At 66.5% G+C, this 25,902-nt stretch carries 29 protein-coding genes; 22 read left to right on the top strand and 7 right to left on the bottom strand.

Translation table 11 applies throughout. The features are described from left to right. Positions 1-132: 132 nt before the first annotated feature. From rpsP to trmD, 4 genes are read left to right on the top strand one after another with little or no spacing between them, the layout of a single operon-like run. Positions 133-588: a 30S ribosomal protein S16 gene (gene rpsP / locus EGT50_RS04600; protein ID WP_127951432.1), complete on the top strand. Its 456-nt coding sequence runs from the start codon at positions 133-135 to the stop codon at positions 586-588. Beyond that, on the top strand, positions 588-830 hold the full coding sequence (locus EGT50_RS04605) for an RNA-binding protein (protein WP_127947263.1): 243 nt from the start codon (positions 588-590) through the stop codon (positions 828-830). The genes rpsP and EGT50_RS04605 overlap by 1 nt, the downstream gene beginning before the upstream one ends. A 7-nt stretch (positions 831-837) precedes the next feature. Beyond that, entirely contained in the window at positions 838-1,404 is a 567-nt protein-coding gene (gene rimM / locus EGT50_RS04610) for a ribosome maturation factor RimM (RefSeq protein WP_127952126.1), read from the top strand. A 10-nt stretch (positions 1,405-1,414) separates the two neighbouring features. Then, positions 1,415-2,113 (top strand): tRNA (guanosine(37)-N1)-methyltransferase TrmD, encoded by a 699-nt coding sequence (gene trmD / locus EGT50_RS04615; protein ID WP_127951433.1) that lies wholly within the window; start codon positions 1,415-1,417, stop codon positions 2,111-2,113. Positions 2,114-2,181: 68 nt separating this feature from the next. On the opposite strand, the gene EGT50_RS04620 is transcribed toward trmD, so the two are convergent. Beyond that, positions 2,182-3,123, bottom strand: coding sequence for a class A beta-lactamase-related serine hydrolase (locus EGT50_RS04620; protein ID WP_235870587.1), 942 nt, complete (start codon positions 3,121-3,123; stop codon positions 2,182-2,184). Positions 3,124-3,200: 77 nt separating this feature from the next. Between EGT50_RS04620 and EGT50_RS04625 the strand changes: the two genes are divergently transcribed. Continuing rightward, positions 3,201-5,522: a Tex family protein gene (locus EGT50_RS04625; RefSeq protein WP_127951435.1), complete on the top strand. Its 2,322-nt coding sequence runs from the start codon at positions 3,201-3,203 to the stop codon at positions 5,520-5,522. A gap of 53 nt (positions 5,523-5,575) precedes the next feature. Here EGT50_RS04625 and EGT50_RS04630 read toward each other — a convergent pair whose 3' ends face one another. Next, positions 5,576-6,244 carry a GAP family protein gene (locus tag EGT50_RS04630; RefSeq protein WP_127951436.1) on the bottom strand — a complete coding sequence of 223 codons (669 nt, stop codon included), beginning with the start codon at positions 6,242-6,244 and terminating at the stop codon, positions 5,576-5,578. Between the two features lie 155 nt (positions 6,245-6,399). Between EGT50_RS04630 and EGT50_RS04635 the strand changes: the two genes are divergently transcribed. From EGT50_RS04635 to dprA, 8 genes are all read left to right on the top strand, one after another. Beyond that, positions 6,400-7,323, top strand: a complete 924-nt coding sequence (locus tag EGT50_RS04635; protein WP_127952129.1) for a formylglycine-generating enzyme family protein — start codon at positions 6,400-6,402, stop codon at positions 7,321-7,323. 222 nt (positions 7,324-7,545) lie between these two features. Further along, positions 7,546-7,887: a 50S ribosomal protein L19 gene (rplS, locus tag EGT50_RS04640; protein ID WP_127947258.1), complete on the top strand. Its 342-nt coding sequence runs from the start codon at positions 7,546-7,548 to the stop codon at positions 7,885-7,887. Between the two features lie 70 nt (positions 7,888-7,957). Next, positions 7,958-8,788, top strand: a complete 831-nt coding sequence (gene lepB / locus EGT50_RS04645) for a signal peptidase I (RefSeq protein ID WP_408014597.1) — start codon at positions 7,958-7,960, stop codon at positions 8,786-8,788. Between the two features lie 50 nt (positions 8,789-8,838). Beyond that, positions 8,839-9,585 (top strand): ribonuclease HII, encoded by a 747-nt coding sequence (locus tag EGT50_RS04650; RefSeq protein WP_408014598.1) that lies wholly within the window; start codon positions 8,839-8,841, stop codon positions 9,583-9,585. Positions 9,586-9,622: 37 nt separating this feature from the next. Further along, the gene (locus EGT50_RS04655; protein ID WP_127951438.1) at positions 9,623-9,940 is read left to right on the top strand and encodes a DUF2469 domain-containing protein; all 318 of its coding nucleotides are present in this window, start codon (positions 9,623-9,625) and stop codon (positions 9,938-9,940) included. Between the two features lie 231 nt (positions 9,941-10,171). Continuing rightward, the gene (locus EGT50_RS04660; RefSeq protein ID WP_127951439.1) at positions 10,172-10,528 is read left to right on the top strand and encodes a YraN family protein; all 357 of its coding nucleotides are present in this window, start codon (positions 10,172-10,174) and stop codon (positions 10,526-10,528) included. Then, positions 10,528-12,036, top strand: coding sequence for a YifB family Mg chelatase-like AAA ATPase (locus EGT50_RS04665; RefSeq protein WP_127951440.1), 1,509 nt, complete (start codon positions 10,528-10,530; stop codon positions 12,034-12,036). The genes EGT50_RS04660 and EGT50_RS04665 overlap by 1 nt, the downstream gene beginning before the upstream one ends. Then, positions 12,033-13,154, top strand: coding sequence for a DNA-processing protein DprA (gene dprA, locus EGT50_RS04670; protein WP_127951441.1), 1,122 nt, complete (start codon positions 12,033-12,035; stop codon positions 13,152-13,154). The genes EGT50_RS04665 and dprA overlap by 4 nt, the downstream gene beginning before the upstream one ends. Positions 13,155-13,270: 116 nt before the next feature. Here the strand turns inward: dprA and EGT50_RS04675 are convergent, their stop codons facing one another. From EGT50_RS04675 to EGT50_RS04685, 3 genes are all read right to left on the bottom strand, one after another. Next, positions 13,271-14,539, bottom strand: a complete 1,269-nt coding sequence (locus tag EGT50_RS04675; RefSeq protein WP_206615745.1) for an MFS transporter — start codon at positions 14,537-14,539, stop codon at positions 13,271-13,273. 120 nt (positions 14,540-14,659) lie between these two features. Next, positions 14,660-15,844, bottom strand: coding sequence for a cysteine desulfurase family protein (locus EGT50_RS04680; protein ID WP_127951443.1), 1,185 nt, complete (start codon positions 15,842-15,844; stop codon positions 14,660-14,662). Between the two features lie 697 nt (positions 15,845-16,541). Beyond that, positions 16,542-16,895 (bottom strand): DsrE/DsrF/TusD sulfur relay family protein, encoded by a 354-nt coding sequence (locus tag EGT50_RS04685; RefSeq protein ID WP_268960656.1) that lies wholly within the window; start codon positions 16,893-16,895, stop codon positions 16,542-16,544. 134 nt (positions 16,896-17,029) lie between these two features. Between EGT50_RS04685 and EGT50_RS04690 the strand changes: the two genes are divergently transcribed. Then, on the top strand, positions 17,030-17,233 hold the full coding sequence (locus tag EGT50_RS04690; protein WP_408014599.1) for a hypothetical protein: 204 nt from the start codon (positions 17,030-17,032) through the stop codon (positions 17,231-17,233). A 20-nt stretch (positions 17,234-17,253) separates the two neighbouring features. Here the strand turns inward: EGT50_RS04690 and hadA are convergent, their stop codons facing one another. Further along, positions 17,254-17,787, bottom strand: a complete 534-nt coding sequence (gene hadA, locus EGT50_RS04695) for a (3R)-hydroxyacyl-ACP dehydratase subunit HadA (RefSeq protein WP_127951445.1) — start codon at positions 17,785-17,787, stop codon at positions 17,254-17,256. A 151-nt stretch (positions 17,788-17,938) separates the two neighbouring features. Between hadA and EGT50_RS04700 the strand changes: the two genes are divergently transcribed. Together EGT50_RS04700 and EGT50_RS04705 are read left to right on the top strand one after the other, a co-directional pair. After that, positions 17,939-19,072 (top strand): GIY-YIG nuclease family protein, encoded by a 1,134-nt coding sequence (locus EGT50_RS04700; protein ID WP_127951446.1) that lies wholly within the window; start codon positions 17,939-17,941, stop codon positions 19,070-19,072. Between the two features lie 11 nt (positions 19,073-19,083). Then, positions 19,084-20,022: a tyrosine recombinase XerC gene (locus EGT50_RS04705; RefSeq protein WP_127951447.1), complete on the top strand. Its 939-nt coding sequence runs from the start codon at positions 19,084-19,086 to the stop codon at positions 20,020-20,022. Here EGT50_RS04705 and EGT50_RS04710 read toward each other — a convergent pair. After that, a complete protein-coding gene (locus EGT50_RS04710; RefSeq protein ID WP_127951448.1) occupies positions 20,007-20,576 on the bottom strand; it encodes a murein hydrolase activator EnvC family protein in 570 nt (189 codons plus the stop codon). The genes EGT50_RS04705 and EGT50_RS04710 overlap by 16 nt on opposite strands. Positions 20,577-20,922: 346 nt before the next feature. Here EGT50_RS04710 and rpsB point away from each other — a divergent pair, with 346 nt between their 5' ends. From rpsB to EGT50_RS04740, 6 genes are all read left to right on the top strand, one after another. Beyond that, positions 20,923-21,750, top strand: a complete 828-nt coding sequence (rpsB, locus tag EGT50_RS04715; RefSeq protein WP_127951449.1) for a 30S ribosomal protein S2 — start codon at positions 20,923-20,925, stop codon at positions 21,748-21,750. Positions 21,751-21,865: 115 nt separating this feature from the next. Continuing rightward, positions 21,866-22,690 carry a translation elongation factor Ts gene (tsf, locus tag EGT50_RS04720; protein WP_127951450.1) on the top strand — a complete coding sequence of 275 codons (825 nt, stop codon included), beginning with the start codon at positions 21,866-21,868 and terminating at the stop codon, positions 22,688-22,690. Between the two features lie 266 nt (positions 22,691-22,956). After that, the gene (pyrH, locus tag EGT50_RS04725; RefSeq protein WP_127951451.1) at positions 22,957-23,685 is read left to right on the top strand and encodes a UMP kinase; all 729 of its coding nucleotides are present in this window, start codon (positions 22,957-22,959) and stop codon (positions 23,683-23,685) included. Positions 23,686-23,749: 64 nt separating this feature from the next. Beyond that, positions 23,750-24,307, top strand: coding sequence for a ribosome recycling factor (gene frr / locus EGT50_RS04730; protein WP_127951452.1), 558 nt, complete (start codon positions 23,750-23,752; stop codon positions 24,305-24,307). A 2-nt stretch (positions 24,308-24,309) separates the two neighbouring features. Beyond that, positions 24,310-25,170, top strand: coding sequence for a phosphatidate cytidylyltransferase (locus EGT50_RS04735; protein WP_127951453.1), 861 nt, complete (start codon positions 24,310-24,312; stop codon positions 25,168-25,170). Beyond that, on the top strand, positions 25,171-25,899 hold the full coding sequence (locus EGT50_RS04740) for a class I SAM-dependent methyltransferase (protein WP_127951454.1): 729 nt from the start codon (positions 25,171-25,173) through the stop codon (positions 25,897-25,899). Positions 25,900-25,902 lie beyond the last annotated feature (3 nt).

Raw genomic sequence — 25,902 nt, forward strand, 5'->3', positions numbered from 1 at the left:
TGTTCGTCGCATCCGGTTACGTACCGCGCGACGGTCACAGGAGAGAGGCAAAACCGGGCTCACCATCCTGGTGGGTCGCCGAATTGCACGTGACATGTGTGCATTGAGCGCACTGAAGGGGATACACAGCTCATGGCTGTCAAGATCAAGCTCACCCGACTCGGAAAGATCCGCAACCCGCAGTACCGGATCATCGTCGCGGACTCCCGCACCCGCCGCAACGGCCGTGCGATCGAGACCATCGGCAAGTACCACCCGAAGGAAGAGCCGTCGCTGATCGAGATCGACTCGGAGCGCGCTCAGTACTGGCTGGGTGTCGGCGCGCAGCCGACCGAGCCGGTCGAGAACCTGCTGAAGATCACCGGTGACTGGCAGAAGTTCAAGGGCCTGCCCGGAGCCGAGGGCACCCTGAAGAAGGCGGAGCAGAAGCCCACCAAGCTCGAGCTGTTCCAGGCCGCGTTGGCGCAGGCCGAGAACGAGCCGGCTGCCGAGGCCACCACGCCCAAGAAGAAGAAGTCGGCCAAGCAGGATGCCGCAGAGGCCGAGGCTCCCGCAGCCGACGCCGGGTCCACCGAGGCTGCCGAGTAATGAGCGCCGTTGTCGCCGATGCCGTCGAGCATCTCGTCCGCGGAATCGTCGCCAACCCCGACGACGTACGCGTCGAGCTGATCGCCGGGCGTCGGGGGCGCACCGTCGAGGTACACGTGCACCCCGACGATCTCGGCAAGGTAATCGGTCGCGGTGGTCGCACCGCGACCGCTCTGCGGACCCTCGTCTCCGGGATCGGAGGGCGCGGGATCCGCGTCGACGTTGTCGACACCGATCTGTAAGACCGCTGTGGAACTCGTCGTGGGCCGCGTCGTCAAGTCGCACGGCATCAGGGGAGAGTTGGTCGTCGAGGTTCGCACCGACGAGCCCGAGGAGCGATTCGCCGTCGGTGCCGAGCTACGCGGTCGCAAGCCGCGCGAGAAGACGCTGCGGACGTTCGTGGTGGAAGCCGTCCGGGAACATTCCGGGCGGCTTCTGCTGCGTCTGCGCGATGTCGCCGATCGCAACACTGCCGACGACATGCGTGGCACCGTGTTCGTGATCGACACCGCCGATCTCACTCCCTCGGACGACCCGGACGAGTTCTACGATCACGAACTCGAGGGTCTGGCTGTGCGTATGGCCGCCGGACGTCCCGACGCCGGAACTCCCGTCGGTACGGTGATCGAGGTATTGCACTCCGCCGCAGGAGAATTGCTGTCGGTCCGTCCCGAAGGCAAGAATTCGGGCGAAATCCTGGTGCCGTTCGTGACCGCGATCGTCCCGAGCGTCGCCGTCGCCGAGGGTGTCATCGAGATCGACCCGCCGGAAGGCCTGCTGGACCCGGGTTTCGGGGACAGCAGCGACGAGGAATGACGGAACCGCCATGCGCCTGGACGTAGTGACGATCTTCCCCGAGTACCTGGACCCGCTTCGTGCCGCATTGCTCGGCAAGGCGATCGACAAGGGGCTCATCTCCTTGGGTGTCCACGATCTGCGCCGCTGGACCCACGACGTTCACAAGTCCGTCGACGATTCTCCGTACGGTGGTGGGCCCGGCATGGTCATGAAACCGACGGTGTGGGGTGATGCGCTCGACGAGGTCCTCACCGACGAGAGCGGCGCCCCGGACCCTGACGCCCTGTTGGTCGTTCCGACGCCCGCCGGTGTGCCGTTCACCCAGGCGACCGCGCGTCGTTGGGCCGAAGAGGATCATCTGGTCTTCGCGTGCGGCCGGTACGAGGGCATCGACCAGCGCGTGTTCGAGGACGCGGCCCGGCGGGTGCGGGTCGAGGAGGTCTCGATCGGCGACTACGTCCTCATCGGAGGCGAGGCCGCTGTCCTCGTCATGGTCGAGGCGATGGTCCGGTTGCTGCCCGGCGTACTGGGCAATGAGCAGTCGCACCAGGAAGACTCGTTCTCCGACGGGCTCCTGGAGGGCCCCAGCTACACGCGTCCGGTCACTTGGCGCGGGCTCGAGGTCCCGCCGGTGCTGTTGTCGGGTGACCACGCGAAGGTCGCTGCCTGGCGGCGGGCGCAGGCGCTGCAGCGCACCGCCGAGCGCCGGCCCGATCTGCTTTCTTGATCGGCTGGCGACTCCCTGGCGCACCGTCAGCGGTCACGCGGGTGTCGAGTGCCGGCGGTCTGGTCGATTCAACTCTGCGGGAACAAGATTCGCACGACGTTGGTGAGCGTCTCGCGTGCGTGCGCAGCACTGATGTCGTTGACGGCGGTGGTCTGCGAGGTGTCGGGGTAGTCCGGGTCGGCGCCCCCGTAGTTGAGGTCCTCGCGAGACACGACCACCAGGATGTACCGATCATCGGGTCCGATGACGCCTGTGGAGAGGTGCAGCCACCGGCCGCCGCTGCAGCACATCCAGCCTTGCTTGACGGCGATGTCGCTTTCGCCGGGAAGTCCCGCTGGGATTCCGAAACTCTGGTCGTATCCGTCGGCCCCGATCCGGCCGAAGTTGTGCAGGTAGCCCATCAGTTCGTTGCGGTGCGGCGCGTCCAGACCGCCGCTACCGGAGAGCATGGCCGAGTAGTAGTCGACGAGGTCGCGTCCGGTCGTCGTCGTGTTCCACCAGCGTCCGTCGTACGGAGCCGAGGTGGCGGCGAGATGGTTCCGCGCCGCGACGTCGACGACGATGTCGGAGGTGCCGTACCTGTTCCACAGCTCGGTCGCGGCAAAGTCGTCGGAGTATTCGAGCATTCGTGCGACGAGGCGGTGTTCGCGGGCGGTGAGGCGCAGTTCCGTGCTGGCCTCGCGGTAGAAGAGGTCGTCGGCGATGAACAGCTTCGCCAGCGAAGCGGTCGGGAACGGCACGGCGTCCGCGAATGATTCGTAGTGGCCGTCGTGGCGGTCGAGGAACGCGATCGTGACGTCCGCGCCACGTTCGGCGGCCGTGAAAACCGCCTGGTCGATGTGGTCCGCGAGCCTGAGCGGGGCCCGTTCGACGGGCGTCGTTTCCGGTTGGGTGGTGGGGGGACTGCCGGCGGTGGGCTCGTCCTCGGACGGTGTGGTGCCGACCGCGATCGCGGCCGTCGTGAGAGCGACGATCGCGAGGCCTCGTATCCATCCGATCACCGAAGCCACCACCAATCCTGCAGCCGACTCGGACTGGCGCCCCGCGCACCGCCGCTTCGGGTGGGCTGACGGTAGGGTCGTTCGCCGTGACGACTGCTCTCAACTCCGTAAACCAGCGTATATCCGAAGAGCTCGACATACGGGAGGGGCAGGTCGCAGCGGCCGTCGACCTCCTCGACGGCGGCGCCACTGTCCCGTTCATCGCCCGGTACCGCAAGGAGGTCACCGGAGCCCTCGATGACGCGCAGCTACGCCAGCTCGAGGAGCGGGTGCGGTACCTGCGCGAGCTCGACGAGCGGCGCGGCGCGGTGCTGGAGTCCATCCGTTCGCAGGGCAAGCTCGACGATCGTCTCGAAAAGCAGATCCTGCTGGCCGACACGAAGGCGCGGCTAGAGGACATCTACCTGCCATACAAGCCGAAGCGGCGCACCAAGGCGCAGATCGCGCGTGAGGCCGGTCATGAGCCCGTCGCCGACGCCCTGCTGACCGATCACACACAGGACCCGGCAAAGTTCACCGCCGAGCAGCTCGAAGGTGCCCGCGCGATCCTGATCGAGCGGTTCGCCGAGGACGCCGACCTCGTCGGTGAGCTGCGTGAGCTGATGTGGAACCGTGGCCGGCTGGAGTCGAAGGTGCGTGCCGGCAAGGAGGACGCCGGCGCGAAGTTCGCCGACTATTTCGACTTCTTAGAGCCGTTCGGGAAGTTGCCGTCGCACCGCATCCTGGCGATGTTCCGAGGCGAGAAGGAAGAGATCCTTTCGCTCACCCTGGCGCCTGATCAGGAGCCGCCGGGGCCGGGAGAGACCAGCCTGTACGAGACCCGGATCGCCGCCCGGTTCCAGATCGCCGACCGCGGACGCCCCGCCGACCGTTGGTTGCTCGACACCGTCCGCTGGGCGTGGAGGACCAAGCTGCTCATCACGCTCGGCATCGACACCCGTATGCGGCTGCGACAGGCCGCCGAGAAGGACGCCGTCGACGTCTTCGCGGCCAACCTCAGGGACCTGCTGCTTGCCGCACCGGCCGGCACCCGCGCGACGATGGGCCTCGACCCCGGATTCCGCACCGGCACCAAGGTCGCGGTCGTCGATGCGACCGGCAAGGTCGTCGCACACGACACGATCTACCCGCACCAGCCTCACAACAAATGGGATCAGTCGGTTGCGACACTCGCCGCCCTGGCAGCCAGGCACGGCGTCGAGCTCGTCGCGATCGGCAACGGCACCGCATCCCGTGAGACGGATGCGCTTGCGGCAGCGTTGATCGAGAAGTTCCCAGAGGCCGGGCTGACGAAGGTCGTTGTTTCCGAGGCCGGGGCGTCGGTGTACTCGGCGTCGGCGTACGCGTCGCAGGAGCTTCCCGACCTCGACGTATCGATAAGGGGCGCGGTGTCCATCGCGCGGCGCCTGCAGGATCCGCTGGCCGAACTCGTCAAGATCGACCCCAAGTCGATCGGCGTCGGCCAATACCAGCACGACATATCCGAGACGATGCTCGCTCGCTCCCTCGGAGCCGTCGTCGAGGACGCGGTGAACGCGGTCGGCGTCGACGTCAATACCGCGTCGGTTCCGCTGCTGTCACGGGTGTCGGGCATCACCGGTTCGCTCGCGGAGAGCATCGTCGGCCATCGGGACCGCACTGGCCCGTTTCGTAGCCGCAAGAGCCTCCGGGACGTGCCGCGGCTCGGACCCAAGGCCTTCGAACAGTGCGCCGGCTTCCTGCGGATCCCGAACGGCGATGACCCGCTCGACGCGTCCGCCGTGCACCCCGAGGCGTACCCGGTGGTGCGTCGGATTCTCGAGGCGTCAGCCAAGTCGGCCCCCGGTGTCGGCGAACTGATCGGCAACACCGCGGTCCTGCAGACGCTGAACCCGGCCGACTTCGCCGACGAACGGTTCGGTCTGCCGACGGTCACCGACATCATTGCCGAACTCGACAAGCCAGGCCGCGATCCGCGGCCGGAGTTCAAGACCGCGACGTTCACCGCCGGCATCGAGAAGGTCGCTGACCTCGCGCCCGGCATGATCCTCGAAGGGGTCGTCACCAATGTCGCGGCGTTCGGTGCGTTCGTCGACGTCGGAGTTCACCAAGACGGTTTGGTCCACGTGTCGGCGATGTCGCGCAACTTCGTCAGCGACCCGCGCGACGTCGTGAAATCCGGTGACGTCGTCAAAGTCAAGGTCCTCGAGGTCGACGTCGAACGCCAGCGCATCGGACTCACATTGCGCCTCGACGACGAGCTCGGTGCCACGAAGCGCTCACGCACCGATCAGGGTGGCGGGCGGCGCCGCTCGAGCGGGCAGGCCGACAAGCGAACGGGTGGTCAGGGTCGGGATCGGCGCTCCGATTCCGGTCGGGCGAACGGCTCGATGGCCGACGCTTTGCGCAAGGCGGGCTTCGGTCGCTGAATCACTGAGCAAATCCGCGGCCGGCGTCCCGGTCTGGGCCGGGCGCCGGCCAGTCAGCCGCTGATGCCCCGGCCGATCAGTGACGCGCCGATCACCAGGAGCAACACTGCCATTACCGCTGCGTTGTTGGTGGTCAGCCAAGCCTTCAGGTCGTTCAACCATCCGGTCGCCCGGTCACGCATGGTGAAGTACACGATCACCGGCACGGCCACCGTGCTGGCGGCGAGCACAGTGAACACGGTTCCCGCTACGACGATCGCGGCGCCGCCGACGCCGAGCTGGGTGACCGCCACCGCGGCGCCGACGATCATCAGTAGGTTCTTCGGATTGACCGCGGACAGGCCGAACCCCAGAGCCAGGGCTTTCGCGGGAGTGACCTTGTCCACAGCGGCGAGCCACCGCGGCAGTGTCGGGTCCTCACCCGGCGCCGGGCGACGCCTCCACTGCCTGACGGCCAGGATGAGCAGCAGTACTCCGAGGGCGACGCGAATAGTCGCGGTGACGGAATTGCCGTCCGAAGGCGAGGACAGGTCGGCGACGCCGCCGAGTACGACGAAGATGGTGTACCCCACGGCGATACCGAACACCCACCCGGCCAGAAAGCTTGTCGCTGTGGTGGCGGCTCGAGGGGTGAGCAGCATCAGGATCGTCGCGATGATCGGTATCGGGCTTATCGCGACGCCGATCGAGAGGGGGAGCACCTCCCCGACGGCCGGTCCCATGAAGGAATCGTCGCTGTACCGGCGTCGATGGTCCCCACCCTCAGCGGGTGAAACGCCGGGTGCGCATTCGCTTTCGCGGCGGTTCACCGGGTGAAAAACTGTGATCCATGAAGCCGATCCCTCCGCGCGCGGAACCGTCTCGCGCGCCGAAGAACATGGTTTGGGTTCCGGGTGGGACGTTCTGGATGGGATCGGAGGATTTCTATCCGGAGGAGCGTCCGGTCCACCAGGTGACCGTGGACGCCTTCTGGATGGACGCCCACCAGGTCACGGTCGCCGAGTTCCGGCGCTTCGTGAAGGACACCGGCCACGTCACGACCGCCGAGGTTGCGCCAGACCCCGCCGACTATCCCGACGCCGATCGGAGCCTGCTGGTTCCGGGTTCGCTCGTGTTCACCCCGCCCGACCACCCGGTGTCGCTCGATGACTACAGGCGGTGGTGGTCATGGGTGCCGGGCGCGGACTGGCGTCATCCGGAGGGGCCCGGCAGCAACGTGGGTGGACGCGAGCGGCATCCCGTCACCCATGTCTCGTACGCGGACACGCTCGCGTATGCAGCGTGGGCTGGCAAGGAAGTTCCGACCGAGGCCGAATGGGAGTTCGCCGCTCGCGGCGGCCTCGACCGCAAGACCTACGCCTGGGGCGACGAGTTCACGCCGGGGGGAAAGCACCAGGCCAACACCTGGCAGGGGCAGTTTCCATGGCAGAACCTCGCCGAGGACGGATACGTCGGCACTGCGCCGATCGCAAGCTTCCGCCCCAACGGGTACGGCCTGGCGGACATGGCCGGCAACGTCTGGGAGTGGACGTCGGATTTCTACACCGCCGACCACGGCGCGTCCGGCAAGAACGTCGCACCGGCATCCTTGTGCTGCGTTCCCCGTAACCCGCGCGTCGAGGCGGGGGAGGCTCGTGACGACGAGGCGTACCCGCGGCGCGTCATCAAGGGCGGGTCGCACCTGTGCGCCCCGAATTACTGCCTCCGGTACCGGCCCGCGGCCCGGCAGGGGGAGACCGAGGAGACCTCGACCGCTCACATCGGGTTCCGGTGCGTTGTGCGTGGTCCGGGACCGTCCTGATGGATTCCGGCGCTATTCTTGCCGATCGGCCCGCCCGTCTACATCAGCGCAGGAGGGGCCGCGCAGGGAGCGCCGGCACCGATTTCCGCGCATGGTGCGGTGTCTGGCACAATGGTCGGGTTGCCCGGTGAGGGTGACGGAACCTGATCTGAGCACGAACCAGTCGAGCACCAGCCGCTCGGTTCCTCTGCTCCTGCGATGAACGCAAGGATGGAACAACCGATGAACACCTTGGACTTCCTGGACGCCAAGTCTCTCCGCGACGATATCCCGGAGTTCCGTCCCGGTGACACCCTGGACGTGCACGTCAAGGTCATCGAGGGCTCCAAGGAGCGTGTGCAGGTTTTCAAGGGCGTCGTGATCCGCCGCCAGGGCGGTGGCGTGCGCGAGACCTTCACCGTCCGCAAGGTCTCGTTCGGTGTCGGTGTCGAGCGCACCTTCCCGGTCCACAGCCCCAATCTGGCGAAGATCGAGGTCGTCACCCGTGGTGACGTCCGTCGCGCCAAGCTGTACTACCTCCGCGACCTCCGCGGCAAGGCTGCAAAGATCAAGGAAAAGCGCTGAGCCCCGACGCTCCGAGTTCGATCGATTGGCCCGGCACCGTTTTCGCGCGGTGTCGGGCTAGTCTGTTTCAGTGGCAGACACACCGCAGGACCCGGCCCTGACGCCGGGCGTGAATGACGGAGACAGCGCAGGAAAGCACCGTGCCGGAGGCACAGACGAGGAGAATGCGGGCAAAACCCGGGCCGAGAAAGGGAAGAAGCCACGCTCCTTCTGGCGTGAGCTCCCGATCCTCATCCTCGTCGCGCTGGTACTGAGTTTCCTACTCCAAACATTCATCGGTCGGGTCTACCTCATCCCGTCGGAGTCGATGGAGCCGACGTTGCACGGCTGCCCCGGGTGTACGGGCGACCGCATCGTGGTCGAGAAGATCAGCTATCGCTTCGGCGATCCCCAGCCAGGTGACGTCGTCGTCTTCCGCGGACCGGAGTCGTGGTCGGAGAATTACACGTCGAGGCGCTCGTCGAACGTCGTGCTCCGCGGCGCCCAGGAACTCGGCTCCCTGGTGGGACTAGTGCCGCCGGACGAGAATGATCTCGTGAAGCGTGTGATCGCCACCGGCGGACAGACCGTGGAGTGCTGCGACGACCAGGGTCGGGTTCTGGTCGACGGCGAGCCGTTGACCGAGCCGTACGTCACGATGGACTACCCGTTCACCCCGGGCGTCCAGACGTGCGATACGGCCCTCAAGTCTGGTCGTTGTTTCGGTCCGGTCACCGTCCCGGAGGGCAACCTCTGGGTGATGGGCGACAACCGCAGTAACTCGGCCGATTCCCGCTTCCATGTCTACGACGAACTCCAAGGCACGATCCCGACAGACAACGTGATCGGTAAGGCGACGTTCATCGTGCTGCCGCCGACGCGTTGGGGCACCATCTCTTCTCCTGATATCCAGCAGCAGTGAGTACCTGGCCACCGAGAACAGTCATTCGCAGGGCGTCCGGTTTGCGGACGATGGAGTCTGCCCTGATGCGGTGCGGGCTCGGTCCGGTCGCCGGCGTCGACGAGGCGGGACGGGGTGCGTGTGCGGGGCCCTTGGTCGTGGCCGCGTGCGTGCTCGGCACCCGGCCGCATGCTGCGCTGGCCGGGCTCGACGACTCGAAGAAGCTGACCGAGAGGACCCGCGAGGAACTGTTCCCGGTCATCACGCGGCTTGCCGCCGCGTGGAGCGTGGTCGAGATCCCGGCGGACGAGGTTGATCGGATCGGCGTGCACGTCGCGAACATCGAGGGGATGCGCCGCGCGGTCGCGGGCCTGTCGGTGGCACCGGGATACGTCCTCACCGACGGGTTCCGGGTTCCGGGTCTACCGGCACCGTCGCTGCCCGTGATCGGCGGTGACGGTGCGGCAGCCTGCATTGCGGCCGCGAGCGTTCTAGCGAAAGTCGTGCGGGACCGAACGATGGTCGCACTCGACGGGGAGTACCCCAGCTACGGGTTCGCGGCACACAAGGGCTACAGCACCCCGGTGCACGCGGCGGCGCTGAACGAGTTCGGTCCGAGCCGCGAGCACCGGATGTCCTACGCGAATGTGGCCGCGGCGAGCCGCGCATCGGATTCCGCGGCGAGCCGCGCATCGGATTCCGTGGCGAGCCGCGCATCGGATTCCGTGGCGAGCCGCGCATCAGATTCTGTGGCGAGCCGCGCAGCGGATTCCGTGGCGAGCCAAGCGTTCGAACGCACAGCGGTCGGTACCGGATGACTGTTGTTCACAACAAGATGGGAGGACGTCGAGGCCGATGAGTGGCGAGGATCTCGAGAAGTACGAAACCGAGATGGAGCTGTCGCTGTACCGCGAATACCGGGACATCGTCGGCCAGTTCTCGTATGTCGTTGAGACCGAGCGCCGGTTCTATCTCGCGAACACCGTGGAGTTGATTCCGCACAGCGCGGACGGCGAGATCTATTTCGAGGTACGGATGTCGGACGCCTGGGTGTGGGACATGTACCGCCCGGCACGGTTCGTGAAGTACGTGCGGGTCATCACGTTCAAGGACGTGAACATCGAGGAACTCGAGAAATCGGACCTGCGACTGCCTGATAGCGGACTGGGCTGAGACACTCCCCGCCGAGACACGGCTTATTGGAACCGCACACCACCGTGGTGGTGTGCGGTTCCGTGTTCTGAGGCTGTTCGACCCGCGCTGTTCCCCGGCACTTGTCCACAGCTCCTCGCTCATCCACAAGTGACTTTGCCTTCGCTGGTCGAGGGGTCGCGCCCTTCTTTCGTTGCGACACAGTGGGCTTGACCGGCGGGGTATGCCCGCGGAGAGACGGGAGGGCCTGTGATGGGGCGGAATCTCGCGCTGGGCGCGATGGGGGAGGACCTGGCCGCGAAGCGGCTGGCGGAGGCGGGGCTTCGGATCGTGGACCGCAACTGGCGGTGTCGGCACGGGGAGCTGGATCTGGTTGCCGTCGACGGCGACACCGTGGTGTTCGTAGAGGTGAAGACTCGATCCGGGCTGGGGTACGGGAGTCCGGCCGAGTCGGTGACGTACGCCAAGCAGCGCCGCATTCGGATGCTGGCGCAGCAGTGGCTGTCCGAGTCGGAGCGACACTGGCCGCACGTGCGGTTCGACGTCGTATCGGTGCTCGTCGATCGAAGGCGAGACCCGGAGATCACCCACCTGCCGGCGGTATTTTGATGGCGCTCGGGCGCGCCCATTCGGTGGCGGTCACCGGGGTCGACGGGCAGATCGTCGAGATCGAGGCGGACATCGGGCGTGGGCTGCCGGGTGTGCACCTGGTGGGGTTGCCGGACACGGCGCTGCAGGAGTCCAGGGATCGCGTGCGCGCAGCGGTGACCAACTCGGGTGCCAAGTGGCCTGAATCGCGGGTGACACTGGCGCTGTCGCCGGCGACACTACCCAAGGTTGGCAGTGTGTACGATCTGGCGCTTGCCTGTGCGGTACTCGACGCGGCCCGCCAGGTTCCGCGCAAGCGGCTCGAGAAGACGGTGCTGCTGGGGGAGCTGGCGCTCGACGGCCGGCTACGGACGGCGCGCGGTGTGTTGCCGGCGGTGCTCGCGGCAAAGAGGGCTGGTTGGGCGACCGCGGTGGTGCCGATGCATGCGCTCGACGAGGCAGGCCTCGTCGACGGTATCGAGGTGCTCGGCGCGGATCGGCTCGCTGCTGTGATCGAGTGGCTGCAGGGCACAGGCCAGCTCTCGAGTCCGGAACCCTTCGACGCCGAGAGCGTCACGACACGAGCCGATCTCAGTGAGGTCGTCGGACAAACGGATGCACGCTGGGCGATCGAGGTCGCGGCAGCCGGTGCCCACCACCTGATGCTCACGGGGCCTCCCGGCATCGGGAAGACGATGCTTGCGCAGCGCCTGCCAGGGATCCTCCCGACGCTGTCCGAGTCGGAGGCGTTGGAGGTCACAGCAATTCACTCGGTCGCGGGACTGCTCACGTCGGACCGTCCCCTCATCACCGAACCGCCCTTCATCGCGCCGCACCACACGTCGTCGGTGAGTGCCCTCGTCGGCGGCGGAAGTGGATTGGCCAAACCCGGGGCAGTCAGCCGGGCGCATCGCGGAATCCTCTTCCTCGACGAGTGCGCCGAGATGGGCACGAAGGCGCTCGAGGCGCTGCGGACTCCGCTCGAGGACGGCGAAGTGCGTATTGCCCGTCGGGATGGTGTCGCGCAATACCCGGCACGGTTCCAGTTGGTTCTGGCGGCCAACCCATGCCCGTGCGCTCCTGCGCGTGAGACCGACCGCGTGTGCGCGCCGACAGTCCGCCGCCGCTATCTGGGACGCCTGTCAGGGCCCTTGCTGGATCGTGTCGACCTGCGGATCCGGATGCGAGCGATCGCGACGGGTGTGTTGATGGACGGGGTGGGGGAGAGCACCGACGAGGTGCGGTCTCGGGTGGCGGCGGCGCGTGCTGCCGCAGCCGAGCGCTGGCAGCCGTTCGGTTGGCACACCAACGCGGAGGTTCCGGGTCCGGCACTACGGCAACGCTTCCGGCTCTCACGTGACGCTCTGGCCCCGCTCGAGCGGGCCCTCCGGAGGGGATCCGTCACCGCCAGGGGAGCCGACCGTGCGTTGCGGGTCGCGTGGACCCTCGCGGACCTGGCCGGGCTGAGCTGCCCGGGTTCCGACCAGGTGGGGGCCGCGCTCGGGTTTCGCGACCGCGGTGCCGCGTGAGCGGGTACGACCCGCGGCTGTTGTCGTGGGCTTATCTGTCGAAGGTGGTGCAGGGTCCGTGTCCACCGCTGTCGCAGCTGGTGTCGGCCGTAGGGCCGGAAGAGACCGCACGTGCCGTCCGGGAGAGGGATCTGTCGAATTTCCTCGACCGGCGAACCTCGGCCCGGGCGCACCTCGACACCTCCGCTCGCGACTTGGACCTGTTGGCGTCGATGGGAGGGCGACTGGTCACACCGGACGACGAAGAGTGGCCGCGCTGGCGGCTGCTGGCGTTCGATGCTCTCGGCGAGGCCCGCGACGACGGCGGTCCGCTGGCGCTGTGGGTGTTCGGCAGTCGCCCGGTGGACGAACTGGTGACTCGGTCGGTGGCAGTAGTCGGGACGCGCGCCGCGAGTTCCTACGGCGAGCACGTGACCGCCGAGATCGCCGGCGACCTTGCAGCCTCCGGTTGGACGATCGTGTCCGGCGCGGCGTTCGGTATCGACGCGGCCGCCCACCGGGCCGCTCTCGGGACCGGCGGACTCACCGTAGCGGTTCTCGCATGCGGGGTGGATCGCGCGTATCCGGCGGGGCACGGTCGGTTGCTGCAGCAGATCGCAGCGGACGGAGCTGTAGTCAGCGAGTATCCGCCCGGAACGACACCCGCCCGGTACCGCTTCCTGGCCCGGAACAGGTTGGTGGCGGGGTTGTCGGGCGGCGTCGTGGTGGTGGAAGCGGGTTGGCGCAGTGGAGCGCGGAACACCGCAGCATGGGGGCGTCGCCTCGGGCGCCCGGTGCTGGCGGTGCCGGGGCCGGTCACGGCTGCGGCCTCCACCGGGTGCCACCGAATGATCCGGGAGGGTGAGGCAATGTTGGTGACAAGTGCGGCGGATGTCGTGCAGGAAGCAGGGCCGATCGGGGTGGACGGCGACTGCGCTGATCTGGCCCGCGATCTCGACGTCCTTACCGGTGACGCCGCCGCGGTCTACGAGGCGTTGCCTGCCAACGGCACGCGCGGCACCCGGGAGTTGTCGGTGGATTCCGGTGTTCCGATCGAGGGGGTGCGTGCGGTCCTTCCGGTCATGGAACTGGACGGATTCGTCGGCTCGGACGAGACGGGGTGGTTTCGAGCGAGGTGATCTGTTCCGGTATCACACCTCTCGCATCATCACGTCCTTGATCCGTCGGATGCCGGGGATGGCGTGGGTCGATTGACCGTCGGATGGGGCTCCGGTCCTTGCAGGTCGGAGTCGTTTCAGGAAGGCGAGGTTCGGCCGCTGCGGGCCCAGAACAGGACGGGTATGAGAACCAATGCCAGGATTCCGCCACTGAGGGAAAGGGTTTCGTAGTTGGCCGCCGACACCACCACACCGGACATGGCTCCTCCCCCAGCACCGGCGAGTGCGACGAGAACGTCGATCTTTCCCTGAGTTCGGGGCCGGGTCTCGGGGACTGTGGCATCGACGACGAGGGTAGTACCGGCGATGAGGCCGAAGTTCCAGCCCAAACCGAGTAGCGCCAGCGCCACGATCATCAGGATGAGCGATTCACCAGGCGCAAGCGCAGCGACGATGCCGGCGAGCAGTAGAGTCAATCCCGAAGCGGCCGCCATGGGCAGGCGTCCCAGCTTGTCGACGAGGACACCCGTAATCAGTGAGGGCAAGTACATTGCCCCGACGTGGATGCCGATCACCAGCCCGACGTCCCCGAGTCCGTGATGGTGGGCCGCCATGTGCACGGGGGTCATCGTCATGATCGCGATCATCGCCACCTGTGTGAGGAACATGACGGTGGCGCCGACGTAGACACCCACTCCGACTTTCGGGGTGACGGCGCCCACTGAGGTCGTGGTCGGGGCACCGCGTTCGATCCGGCGGGCCAGTAGGAGCGGGTCCGGTCGCAGCAAGGTGACCAAAGCCGTGCCGGCGCCCAGATAGGCGACTGCCGCGAGGAGGAACGGTCCTGACAGCGCTGGCAGACCGAGCCAGGTCGCGAGGTCGCCGAGCGGCTCCACGAGGTTTGGGCCTGCGACGGCACCGAGTGTCGTGGAGACCAGCGAGATACTGATCGCGGTGCCTCGCCGTTCGGGAGGCGCGAGATCGGTTCCGGCATAGCGTGCCTGGAGGTTGGCTGCGAACCCGGCGCCGTACACGAAGAGCGAGATGAACAGCAGGGGCACGCTCTCATTGATCGCGGCCAAGACCACCCCGATCGAACCGACACCGCCGGCGCCGAATCCGAGCCCGAGTCCGATCCTCCGCCCGTGCGTCTGCGTGATGCGACCGATCAGGAACGCCGCCAACGCAGAACCGAGAGTGAACAGCGCGGTGGGCAGACCTGCGAGGGTGTCCGAACCGAGCATCTGCTGCGCCAGGAGCGCACCGACCGTGACTCCCGCTGTCAGACCGGCGCCACTGAGGATCTGACTGACGACGACAACGATCAGGGTGCGCTTCTGTACTCGGCGGCGCTCGTCTTCATTGGGCACGATCACGTCCGCGACCTGTGCGTCATCACGCGACACCGAGATCGACCTCCCTTGCTCACGCGCCACGCGACGGCGCCTTCGTCCATGGCCCTGACATCGACACCGCGGTCGCACTGAATGCACTCACAGGAACTCCTCTGTGGTCGGGCGAATTCCTCAACGCTGCGCGGCCGCGATCATTCGGTCGGCGGCATTGGCGATGTCGGAGATAGTCGTATAGCGGCCGATTCCGAGCCGAATTGTTCGGGCTGCTTTGTCGCCGTCGAGTCCGATCGCGACGAGAACCGGTGATGGGGCCGGGTCTGCAGTATGGCATGCGCTCCCCGCGGAAAAGGCCAGCGCTGGGGTTCGGGACATCAGCTCGGATGCAGTCACCGTCGGGATGGTGAGACTGAGGTTTCCAGGCAAGCGATGCGTGAGCGATCCGTTCACAATCAGCTCCGGAAACGCCGTGGTGAGACGATCGAGCAACCGATCCCGAAAGCTGAGGATGCGTGCGGAATCACTCGGCTGGGCTGTCCGCGCGATGTTGGCAGCCGCACCGAGACCGACGATGCCGGCCACATTCTCCGTCGACGCGCGAAGTCCGCGCTCCTGGCCGCCTCCGACGAGCTGCGGCTGCGGTGCCGGGCACCCATCACGGATGTACAGAGCTGCCACTCCTTTCGGCGCATACATCTTGTGACCGACGAGGGTGAGCAGATCGACGCCGAGCGCCTCGACATCGACTGGGATGGTGGCAGGGCCCTGTGCTGCGTCGGTGTGCATTACTACTCCACGCTCATGCGCGATTCGCGAGATGGCTGATATCGGCTGGATGGTTCCTATTTCGTTGTTGGCCAGCATGATCGACGCCAAGACGGTGTCCGGGCGTGCAGCTTCGGCGAAGACGTCGGGGTCGACCAGACCGTCTGGACGGACGGGGAGCCGAGTGATCTCGAAGCCATCATGCTCGAGTTGGTCGCACGTGGCTTGGGTGGCGGGGTGTTCGATCGCGCTGATGATGATGTGATGTCCGCAGCCGCTGGACCTCAAGGTGTGTGCGGTCCCGGTCAGTGCAAGATGGTTGCTTTCTGTTCCCGATGCTGTGAAGACGATCTCGTGAGGCCGGGCACCAATGAGACCCGCAACTTGCGATCGTGCACTCTCGATGGCGGCTTTGGCCTTGGCGCCATAGGCGTGATCACTCGACGGGTTGCCGAAATGTGTTGTCAGGTAGGGCAGCATCGCGTCGATGACACGCGGATCAATGGGGGTGGTGGCCTGATAGTCGAGGTAGACGGGTCGATCGTCCGGAGGTGCTGCGGAAGGTGTCCTCTGATTGCTTTCCGGGTGGGGCATGGTCATCCTTCGGCGTTGCAGGTTCGGATCGGCTGCCATCGGAGAGCCGGCCGGCGGGTGTCGATGTCAGGGTCGCAGTGCCTCGAGGTGTGGCGGCCATGACGTCGAGTGCCAGCGCCGAGAGCCGATCGTCGGGTGGCCGGCGTCCGGTGAACATGCCGTCCACAAGTTCTTCTGCACAGACGTGGACAGCTGCCCAGGGAAAGTCTCCCAGGTCGCCGACCCGCGCGAGGTGACCACTGGAGACCAGGATATGGGTTACCGCGTGCGGCCAGTAGCCGAGCCGGCGTACGTGGTACTCCGCCGTCTCCGACGGACTCCGATTGGTGGGAACACGATCTGGCGGATCGGGATCGGTGCCTACGAGCACCAGCTCACGTCCGGTATCGATCAGCATGCAACGACACGAGATGGAGACGGCGGCCGTACATCCACGCGAGAGGTGGCAAGCGAAGCGATGCACCCGCACGGGGCGGCCTCGCCGATCAGGTGCGCGCGTTCCAGCGCGCGAGCCACTCACGTTCCCACAGTTCTTTCTCGGTCTGGAAGCCGGATCGGCCCGCTGTCGAACCGCACGGTGCGGGTTCCGGTATCGATGCCGAGAAGACTCGCACGACGTTCTGGGGCTGCAGTCGAACCGCCCACACCCGAGCCGAGTACCACAACGGTTCTACTCATCACATTCGCTTCCTCGGCCTCACAGCGTGATGACCTGGTCGGCCCAGGCCGTCCACTGCGCCAACTCTGCCATGGACGATCTATGCACCCCGTCGATCAGGCGGTCGTCGCTCAGGCCGCGGGCGTCCATGCAGGCGCTGCAGTTACCGATGACCCCACCCTTCTCAACCAGCGCCGACGTCATCTTGGCCAGGTTGTAGTAACCGGTCGGAACCTTCTGCCCGGCACTGACCGATATCACCGCGTCAGCGAAGTTGAATACCCGAACCTCGTTGCCCGGATCGCTCTCGAGCATCTGGCGGGCCCATCTGATCCCGTTGAATGTGCGTTCGGTTCCGTAGGGTGGATCGTTCAAAACGAAGAGGTACTTCACCAGTTCCCCTGGTAGCCGACGTCTGTGGTCCGGTGATCGCAAGCAGCGACCGAACAGGCTGGCAGCCGGTCGCATGCCCTCGACGACACCGATACGTTAGTCCATGAAGTATTGGATAAGCAAGGTGGGGTGACATGCCCGACCGCAAAGCGACAGCCCTCTACGCCCAGATCGCACGAGTCGGGACGGCGCTCGGCCACGGGCGCCGATTGCAGATCCTCGATCTTCTGGTCAAGGCGAGCGCACGGTCGACGCGATCGCCACCGCTACCCCTTCCGGTCATAGGACTGGACGGATTCGTCGGCTCGGACGAGACGGGTTGGTTTCGAGCGAGGTGATCTGTTCGGGGTCTTACGCCTCACACCTCTCGCATCATCACGTCCTTGATCCGTCGGATGCGGTCCGGATCTTGGTCGTTGCCCGCGCGTCCGACGAGTGTGGTCAAAGAGGTCACGACAGGTTCGCCGGCTTCGTCGGTGACGAGGTTCTTCGTGACGAAGATGTCGGTGCCAGCGGTCTGCCGGAAGGATTCGAGGGAGACGTCGACCGTCAGGCGGTCGCCGGCGAGCAGCGGCCGGTGAAAGATCAGCTTCTGGTCGGTCTGGAGGATCTGGCTCAGATCGAATCCGGTGATGATTTGCTCGAGCAGGTATTTCTGGGCGATCGCGCCGATGACCGAGATGAAGGTGGGGGGTGCGAGCAGAGTGGGATGGCCCAGAGCGTGGGCTGCTTCCTCCTCGTAGTGCGCCGGGTGATCGTTCTGTACGGCGGCGGCGAACTCTCGTACCTTTTCTCTGCCCACCTCGTAGTAATCGGGCATGCGGTAGCTGAAGCCGACCAACCGCCGGGCGCGGGTCGCCCGATCTTCCGTCGATTCCACAGATCGCGTCACGAGTCGAGTGTGACGGAAGATCGGCTTCAGCGGCCGATATCGGGCATAGAACGATCCAGCGAAAACATTCGTTTCCGATCGGAAACGCTTGGTTGTCCATTGGTCAGCAAGGCGCCCCGCATGTGATGCGGTGATCGCTTACAGTCGCGTCATGGCTACCGTCTGGACCGTTCCCGAAGACATAACCCGCGTGCTCCTGGCCGCTCCGGGGATCCGTGACTTCCTCACGAACGACGAGGGTCGCGGAGCGGCGAGCGATCCCAAGGTCCGCCTTGCGGAGTTCACCGCGGTGGTCAACTCCCTGCACATGAATGCAGGCCGGACCTTCACGTCCGTGCGCGACGCGGCAGGGGTGTTGTTCGACGGCCCCGCGATCGGCAGCGTCGTCGTCTCCGACGCCTTGCGTCTGGCGGTGATGCGGGTGATCACCGCAGAGCCACGCGAACGCAAGCCGGTACCGAACCCGCTGTCCCCCCGCGTGGCCGAGAGTCTCGGCTTGTACGTCTACGCCCTGCGGGATCCGCGTGATCAGTCGATCTTCTATGTCGGGGTCGGGCGAGGAAACAAGATCTACTCGCTCGACTGGGATGCATTGGGTGAGGCCGGAACCCTCGACGGGGAGGGCGTGGGCGACACCGACCGCGACGAGACGCGTGCCGCCTGGATCCAGCGCATTCGCGACATCTATGCGGCTGGGTACTCGGTCGACCACATCGTGCTGCGGCACCGAATCGACGTCGCTCACGATGCCGACGCGGAGGCGAAGGAGTTCACGCACGTAGTGATCGATGCGCTGCGCCTACTCGAGCATCACCCGGACCATCCGGTACTCACAAACCTCGCCGGCGAACCGGGCGACCTCGAGAACAGGGCCATGTCGGTCATGGAGTTGACGGCCCAGTACTCCGCGCAGCCGGCGCCGGACCTCCCGGTCCCGGGCGCGTTGATCCGCGTTCCGGCCGCCGCCCGCCGAGGACTGACGGCCGACGAACTGTATGCCCTCGCCCGAGGACCGTGGCGCGCCGGGTCCGCGGCCCGCAACGTCGCCGATCTGCCGGTGATCGTGTTCGCGGACAACATCGTTCGCGCGGTCTATCGCGCCAGTTCGTGGGAAAGCGTGGGCGCTGCGGGAGAGCAGGAATGGCGCTTCACCGGCGCTGTCGACCCGGAGCTCGAGGCCCGGTTCGTCGGAACCCGCGTCACACCCGACCGGGCAGGGCTCAAGGCGTGGCCCGCGCACGGCTGGGTCCAGCGCCTGACGCTGGCACGTCCGCACGGGCGCTGACGGCCGACGTCATGAACGCCGTCCCGAGCCCCGAGCTGCCGCATACATTGCGGGCGCATCTCGACGATTACGCCGATTATCTTCGCCTCGAACGGGACCGTTCGGTGCACACAGTGCGCGCGTACGTCGCGGACGTGAGGAGTCTGCTCGAATACCTCTGCACCGGCCGTGCCGGCGCGACGCTCGAGGAACTCGACCTACGGACGTTGCGTGGCTGGCTCGGTGGGCAGGCCACCGCTGGGGTCGCCCGCACCACGCTCGCGCGGCGGACGTCGTCGGCGAAGGGATTCACCGCCTGGGCTCAGCGGACCGGTCGGATGGCAGTCGATCCGGGGGTCAGGTTGGTGGCACCCAAGGCGCACCGGACGCTGCCGCCGGTGTTGCGTCAGGAACAGGCTGCAGACGCGATGGCGGCCGCAGAATCCGGTGCTGCACAAGAGGATCCTGTGGCACTGCGGGACCGGATGATCGTCGAACTGCTGTACTCCACGGGAATACGAGTCGGTGAACTGTGTGGCCTCGACGTCGGGGACATCGACGGCGATCGGCGCGTCCTGCGGGTGCTGGGCAAGGGGAACAAGGAGCGCGTCGTCCCTTACGGGCGTCCCGCAGAGGACGCGATCACCACCTGGTTGCGGGCGGGGCGCCCGGCGCTCGCGAACGAACGGTCCGGTGACGCCCTGCTCCTCGGGCGGCGTGGGGGTCGCCTCGATCAGCGTCAGGCACGCAGCGCGGTTCACGACGTCGTGCGGGCCGTGCCGGGCCTACCGGACCTCGCACCCCACGGGCTGCGGCACTCGGCGGCGACCCACCTTGTCGAGGGCGGTGCCGATCTGAGGGTGGTGCAGGAGGTACTCGGACACGCGAGCCTGGCCACGACCCAGCTCTATACGCACGTATCTGTGGCGCGATTGCGGGCGGCGCACGACCAGGCTCATCCGCGAGCCTGACCGGTACCGGTCGGCAGCAGACGAATGGGAACGGCCCGAACCAGGGGCAACGGATCGAGGTAGTCGCGATCCCGGCGAAGTCCCCAGTGCAGGCAAGCGGTCGCGGCGCATTTGGGATGACCGACAATCACGGTGCCGAGCAGGGCACCACGGCCCACTCGGCGCCCCGCTGTCACGCTCGGCTCGACAGGCTCGTACGTGGTCCGCAGCCCCCCGGGGTGATCGACGGAGACGACGGGCCTGCCGGCGACCGCCCCAGCGAACACGACGGTGCCGGCGCCGGCTGCGAGCACGGGCTGCCCTGGTGTGGCAGCCAGATCGACGCCGCGGTGCCCGGGCAACCAGTTCCGCGCGGGCTTGTCGAAGGACCGTACGACTCGCGGTCGCGGACGCAGAGGCCAGTCGTACGTCGCACGGACGCCGTCGTGGGCAAGCGCGGTGACCGGCGGTGGCCAAGGCGTGCGAGGCGGAGCGGCGGTGGCAGGCGGGGCGCTGACGACGACGGTTGCCAGCACGACCCCTATCCGGGCGATGATGCGAGAACCAGTCCCCATGTGCGGACCCTCCCGCATCTTGGCCGGGTGCGGCTGTTAGTCATCCGACCTGTGGACCGGACTGTGCTCTGTGCACAGACACTCGGTTCGCGCAGCGAGGCCCGCGCACCTGTGCATTCGCACCGTCGGGCGCGGTGAGGCAGAGGGCGTCGAGTTAGGTGCCGGCACGGCGAGGTCGTACACTTGTCGGGCGGTCTGTGCATGCACAGACCGACTTCGCGCGTCCGCGCATGCAACCGGTCGTCGGCTGGTCCCGTCTTCATGCGGGTCCGACACCGGGCGGGCGCCAGGGTGGGAATCACCGATTCCCACGACAACCGGCACACGAAAGACGAGGTACACAGCCATGGCTGTTGTGACCATGCGGCAGCTGCTCGACAGCGGCGCACACTTCGGGCACCAGACCCGCCGTTGGAACCCGAAGATGAAGCGGTTCATCTTCGCCGACCGCAACGGTATCTACATCATCGACCTGCAGCAGACGCTGACCTACATCGACAAGGCGTACGAGTTCGTCAAGGAGACCGTCGCGCACGGCGGCACCGTCCTGTTCGTCGGCACCAAGAAGCAGGCCCAGGAGTCCATTGCGGCCGAGGCCACGCGCGTCGGGATGCCCTACGTCAACCAGCGTTGGCTCGGCGGCATGCTCACCAACTTCTCGACCGTTCACAAGCGCCTGCAGCGCTTGAAGGAACTCGAGTCGATGGAGCAGACCGGTGGCTTCGAGGGTCGTACCAAGAAGGAAATCCTCATGCTCACGCGTGAGAGGACCAAGCTCGAGCGCACGCTCGGCGGTATCCGCGACATGGCCAAGGTTCCGTCGGCCATCTGGGTGGTCGACACCAACAAGGAGCACATCGCCGTCGGCGAGGCGCGCAAGCTGAACATCCCGGTCATCGCGATCCTGGACACCAACTGCGACCCCGACGTCGTCAACTACCCGATCCCGGGTAACGACGATGCGATCCGCAGCGCTGCCCTGCTGACCAAGGTCGTCGCCTCCGCCGTCGCCGAGGGCCTGCAGGCCCGTGCCGGTGTGAGCGCCGACAAGGACGCCAAGCCGGAGGCCGGCACTGGCGAGCCGCTCGCGGAGTGGGAGCAGGAGCTCCTCGCTCAGGCGACACCGGCCGCCGAGGCCGAGGCCGAGCCCGCCGCGGACGCTCAGCAGTCCTAGTCGATGCGGCCCCGACCATCTCGATCGGGGCCGTTTCACACACCTTGTTTCGCCAGGCTCCGACGGGATCCGTTCGAGGCTGGCATCGAAACTCATCCGAGGAGGATCGCCCCCAATGGCGAACTACACCGCCGCTGATGTCAAGCGGCTCCGCGAGCTGACCGGCTCCGGCATGATGGACTGCAAGAACGCGCTCACCGAGACCGAGGGCGACTTCGACAAGGCCGTCGAGCTCCTGCGCATCAAGGGCGCCAAGGACGTGGGCAAGCGCGCCGAGCGCACCACGGCTGAGGGTCTTGTCGCCGCCAAGGACGGCGTCATGATCGAGATCAACGCCGAGACCGACTTCGTCGCCAAGAACGCGGAGTTCCAGGAGCTGGCCGACAAGATCGTTTCCACGGCTGCGGCTGTCAAGCCCGCCGACCTCGAGGCGCTCAAGGCGCTCGAGGTCGACGGAAAGACCGTCGAGACCCTGGTCCAGGAGCTGTCCGCCAAGATCGGCGAGAAGCTCGAGTTGCGTCGCGTCGTTTCGTTCGATGGCGCCGTCGCGACCTACCTGCACAAGCGTGCTTCCGACCTGCCGCCGGGCGTCGGTGTGCTCGTCGAATACACCGGCGAAGGCGATGCCGCTGCCGAGGCTGCCCGCGGCGCCGCCATGCAGGTCGCGGCTCTGAAGGCCAAGTACCTGACCCGCGACGATGTCCCCGCGGACATCGTCGACAACGAGCGTCGTATCGCAGAGCAGACTGCCAAGGAGGAGGGCAAGCCCGAGGCTGCGCTCCCTAAGATCGTCGAGGGTCGCGTCAACGGCTTCTACAAGGACGTCGTCCTGGTCGAGCAGTCCTCGGTCACCGACTCCAAGAAGACCGTCAAGGCACTCCTGGGCGACGCCGGCGCCACGATCACCCGCTTCGTGCGGTTCGAGGTCGGCGCCAGCTAGTCACGGTCTGACACATCGGCCCCGCCGGCCGGATGGGTGCAGTCGATTCCGGGTTTCCCGAACCGGCAGTCCGCCCGTTCCGTTCCGTGCGGGGCCGACCTGTGCGGCGGGTGGGGCACGTGGGTCGACCACCATCGGATGAGGCAGGATGACAGTGCGTGCTCCGGGCGCTTCGCCGGCCCGCCGAAATGGCTGCGGAGCCGGGGCCTCGCTCGCCGAGCTGTAGTACTTCTAGAACCGAACGATCGCAGAACCGAGGGAGAGCCATGACCGCACCGGCCGACGAACGCCCAGGATTCCGACGCGTGCTTCTCAAGCTCGGTGGTGAAATGTTCGGCGGCGGCAACGTCGGTCTCGATCCGGACGTCGTGACGACGGTTGCGGAGCAGATCGCCGAGGTGGTCCGCTCGGGCGTGCAGGTCGCTGTCGTGATCGGCGGCGGCAACTTCTTCCGTGGAGCCGAACTGCAGCAGCGCGGTCTCGAGCGTGCGCGCTCCGACTACATGGGCATGCTCGGAACGGTTATGAACTCCCTTGCGTTGCAGGACTTCCTGGAGAAGCAGGGTGTCGATACCCGGGTGCAGACCGCCATCACAATGGGGCAGGTTGCCGAGCCGTACATTCCGTTGCGGGCCCGTCGACACCTCGAGAAGGGCCGCGTCGTCATCTTCGGTGCCGGCATGGGAATGCCCTACTTCTCGACGGACACCACCGCGGCGCAACGCGCCCTCGAGATCGGTGCGGAGGTAGTCCTCATGGCGAAGGGCGTCGACGGTGTCTACTCCGCGGATCCGCGGGTCGACCCGGACGCCACTATGTTCAGCGAGATCACCCACCGCGAGGTCATCGAGAAGGGACTCAAGGTTGCCGATGCGACGGCGTTCAGCCTCTGCATGGACAACCAGATGCCCATCATGGTCTTCAACCTCCTGTCCGAGGGCAACATCGCGCGGGCAGTTTCCGGTGAGAAGATCGGAACATTGGTCAAATCATGATGTCGTGCAGCACGATCATTGTGGGACGTATTCGAGCGTGACTGGACGAGACGGAGGAACAGCCGTGATTGATGAAGCTCTCTTCGAGGCCGAGGAGAAGATGGAGAAGGCCATCACGGTTGCGAAGGACGACCTCAGCACCATCCGGACCGGCCGGGCGAATCCGGCCATGTTCAACCGGATCGTCGTCGAGTACTACGGTGCGCCGACTCCGATCACACAGCTCGCGAGCATCAATGTGCCCGAGGCCCGGCTTGTCGTGGTCAAGCCGTACGAGGCATCGCAACTCGGTCCGATCGAGAATGCAATTCGCAACTCCGATCTGGGCGTCAACCCGACGAACGACGGCACGCTGATCCGCGTCGCGGTCCCTCAACTGACCGAGGAGCGCCGCCGAGAGTTCGTCAAGCAAGCCAAGGGCAAGGGCGAGGACGCCAAGGTCTCCATCCGTAATGTGCGCCGCAAGACGATGGACGAGCTCTCGCGGATCCAGAAGGAGGGCGAGGCTGGCGAGGACGAGGTCACGCGAGCGGAGAAGGAGCTCGACAAGACCACCTCCCGGTATGTCGGCCAGGTCGACGAGCTGGTCAAGCACAAGGAAGCAGAATTGATGGAGGTTTAGCGGTGGGGAAAGCTGACGGCGCTTCTGCGGCGACCGCCACTCCGGCCCCCAAGGCGGGCCGCAACCTTCCTGCAGCGATCGCCGTCGGTGGCGGTCTCGGCGCGGCGCTGATTCTGATCCTGGTCTATGTGCCGCTGGTCTGGATCGGGGTCGTCGCGGCCGCGATGGCGATCGCGACCTGGGAGGTCACGAAGCGCCTACGCGAGGCCGATATCAGCATCCCGCTGATTCCGCTTCTACTGGGCGGACAGGCCATCATCTGGCTCAGCTGGCCGTACGGTCCACAAGGCGTGCTTGCCGCATTCGCGGGCACTGCCCTGGTGACGATGGTGTGGCGTCTGTTCGAACACGGGCTCAAGGCCACCCCGCGCAACTTCCTGCGTGACACCGCGATTGCGGTGTTCGTGACGGCCTGGATCCCGCTGCTCGCGTCGTTCGCTACGTTGATGGTCCTGCAGGATGGCGGGGCGGGCCGGGTGCTCAGTTTCTTGATCGTCGTAGTGTGTTCGGACGTCGGTGGCTATGCCGCCGGGGTGTTCTTCGGCAAGCACCCGATGGTGCCGGCGATCAGCCCCAAGAAGACTTGGGAGGGCTTCACCGGCTCACTGCTGTTCTGCGTGATCGGTGGTGTTTTGTCCGTCACGTTCATCGTGGGTGCGAACCCGCTCGTCGGTGCACTGCTAGGTGTCGTGTTGGTACTCACCGCCACCCTCGGCGATCTGATCGAGTCCCAGGTCAAGCGTGAACTGGGGATCAAGGACATGGGCACCCTGTTGCCCGGTCACGGCGGCATCATGGACCGACTCGATTCGCTGCTACCTTCGGCGTTCGTCACCTGGTTGGTCCTGACCGTCCTGGCCTGAATGAGATCGACGAAGCTGGGCGGGCGCGCCGGACCGATCCCGAGCCCGAACATCTGGCACTGGCCCCAGCTCTACGAGATCGAGAACCGTGCGCAGGACGTAGACGGGGTCGTTTTCGAGACTCTCGCCGAATTGGCGGACTGGCGCGGACGTGACGTGCTCGACGTCGGGTGTGGTGCGGGGTTCCACCTTCCCCGGTTCGCGGAGGCGGCGCGATCGGTCGTCGGGGTCGAACCGCATCTCCCGCTCGTCGCCGCCGCCCGCGAACGGGTGGAAGGGTGGGCCTCCGTCAGCGTCCTGCTTGGCTCGGCCGAGGCAGTTCCGCTACCCGATGGCAGTATCGACGTGGTTCATGCGCGCACCGCGTACTTCTTCGGCCCAGGCTGTGGGCCCGGCATTCGCGAGTCGATGAGGGTGCTGCGGCCGGGCGGGGTGCTCGCGATCGTCGACCTGGATGCCACCGTCGCACCGTACGGGACGTGGATGCGGGCCGATCTACCGCACTACGATCCCGTCGCTGTCGAGTCGTTCTTCGCTGCTCAGGGTTTCGCGATGCGGCGAGTTCGCACCCGCTGGGAGTTCGAGGACCGCGAGGCTCTGCAATCGGTGCTCGGGATCGAGTTCTCGGCGCGAACGGCAACTCGGGCGTTCGCCGAGGTCACAGGGCTCGGTCTGGAAGTCGGGTACCGCATTCACACCAGGTCGGCGCCCAGCGGGCTCATCCTTTGACGG

Source organism: Rhodococcus xishaensis (genome assembly GCF_004011825.1).
Classification (GTDB): domain Bacteria; phylum Actinomycetota; class Actinomycetes; order Mycobacteriales; family Mycobacteriaceae; genus Prescottella; species Prescottella xishaensis.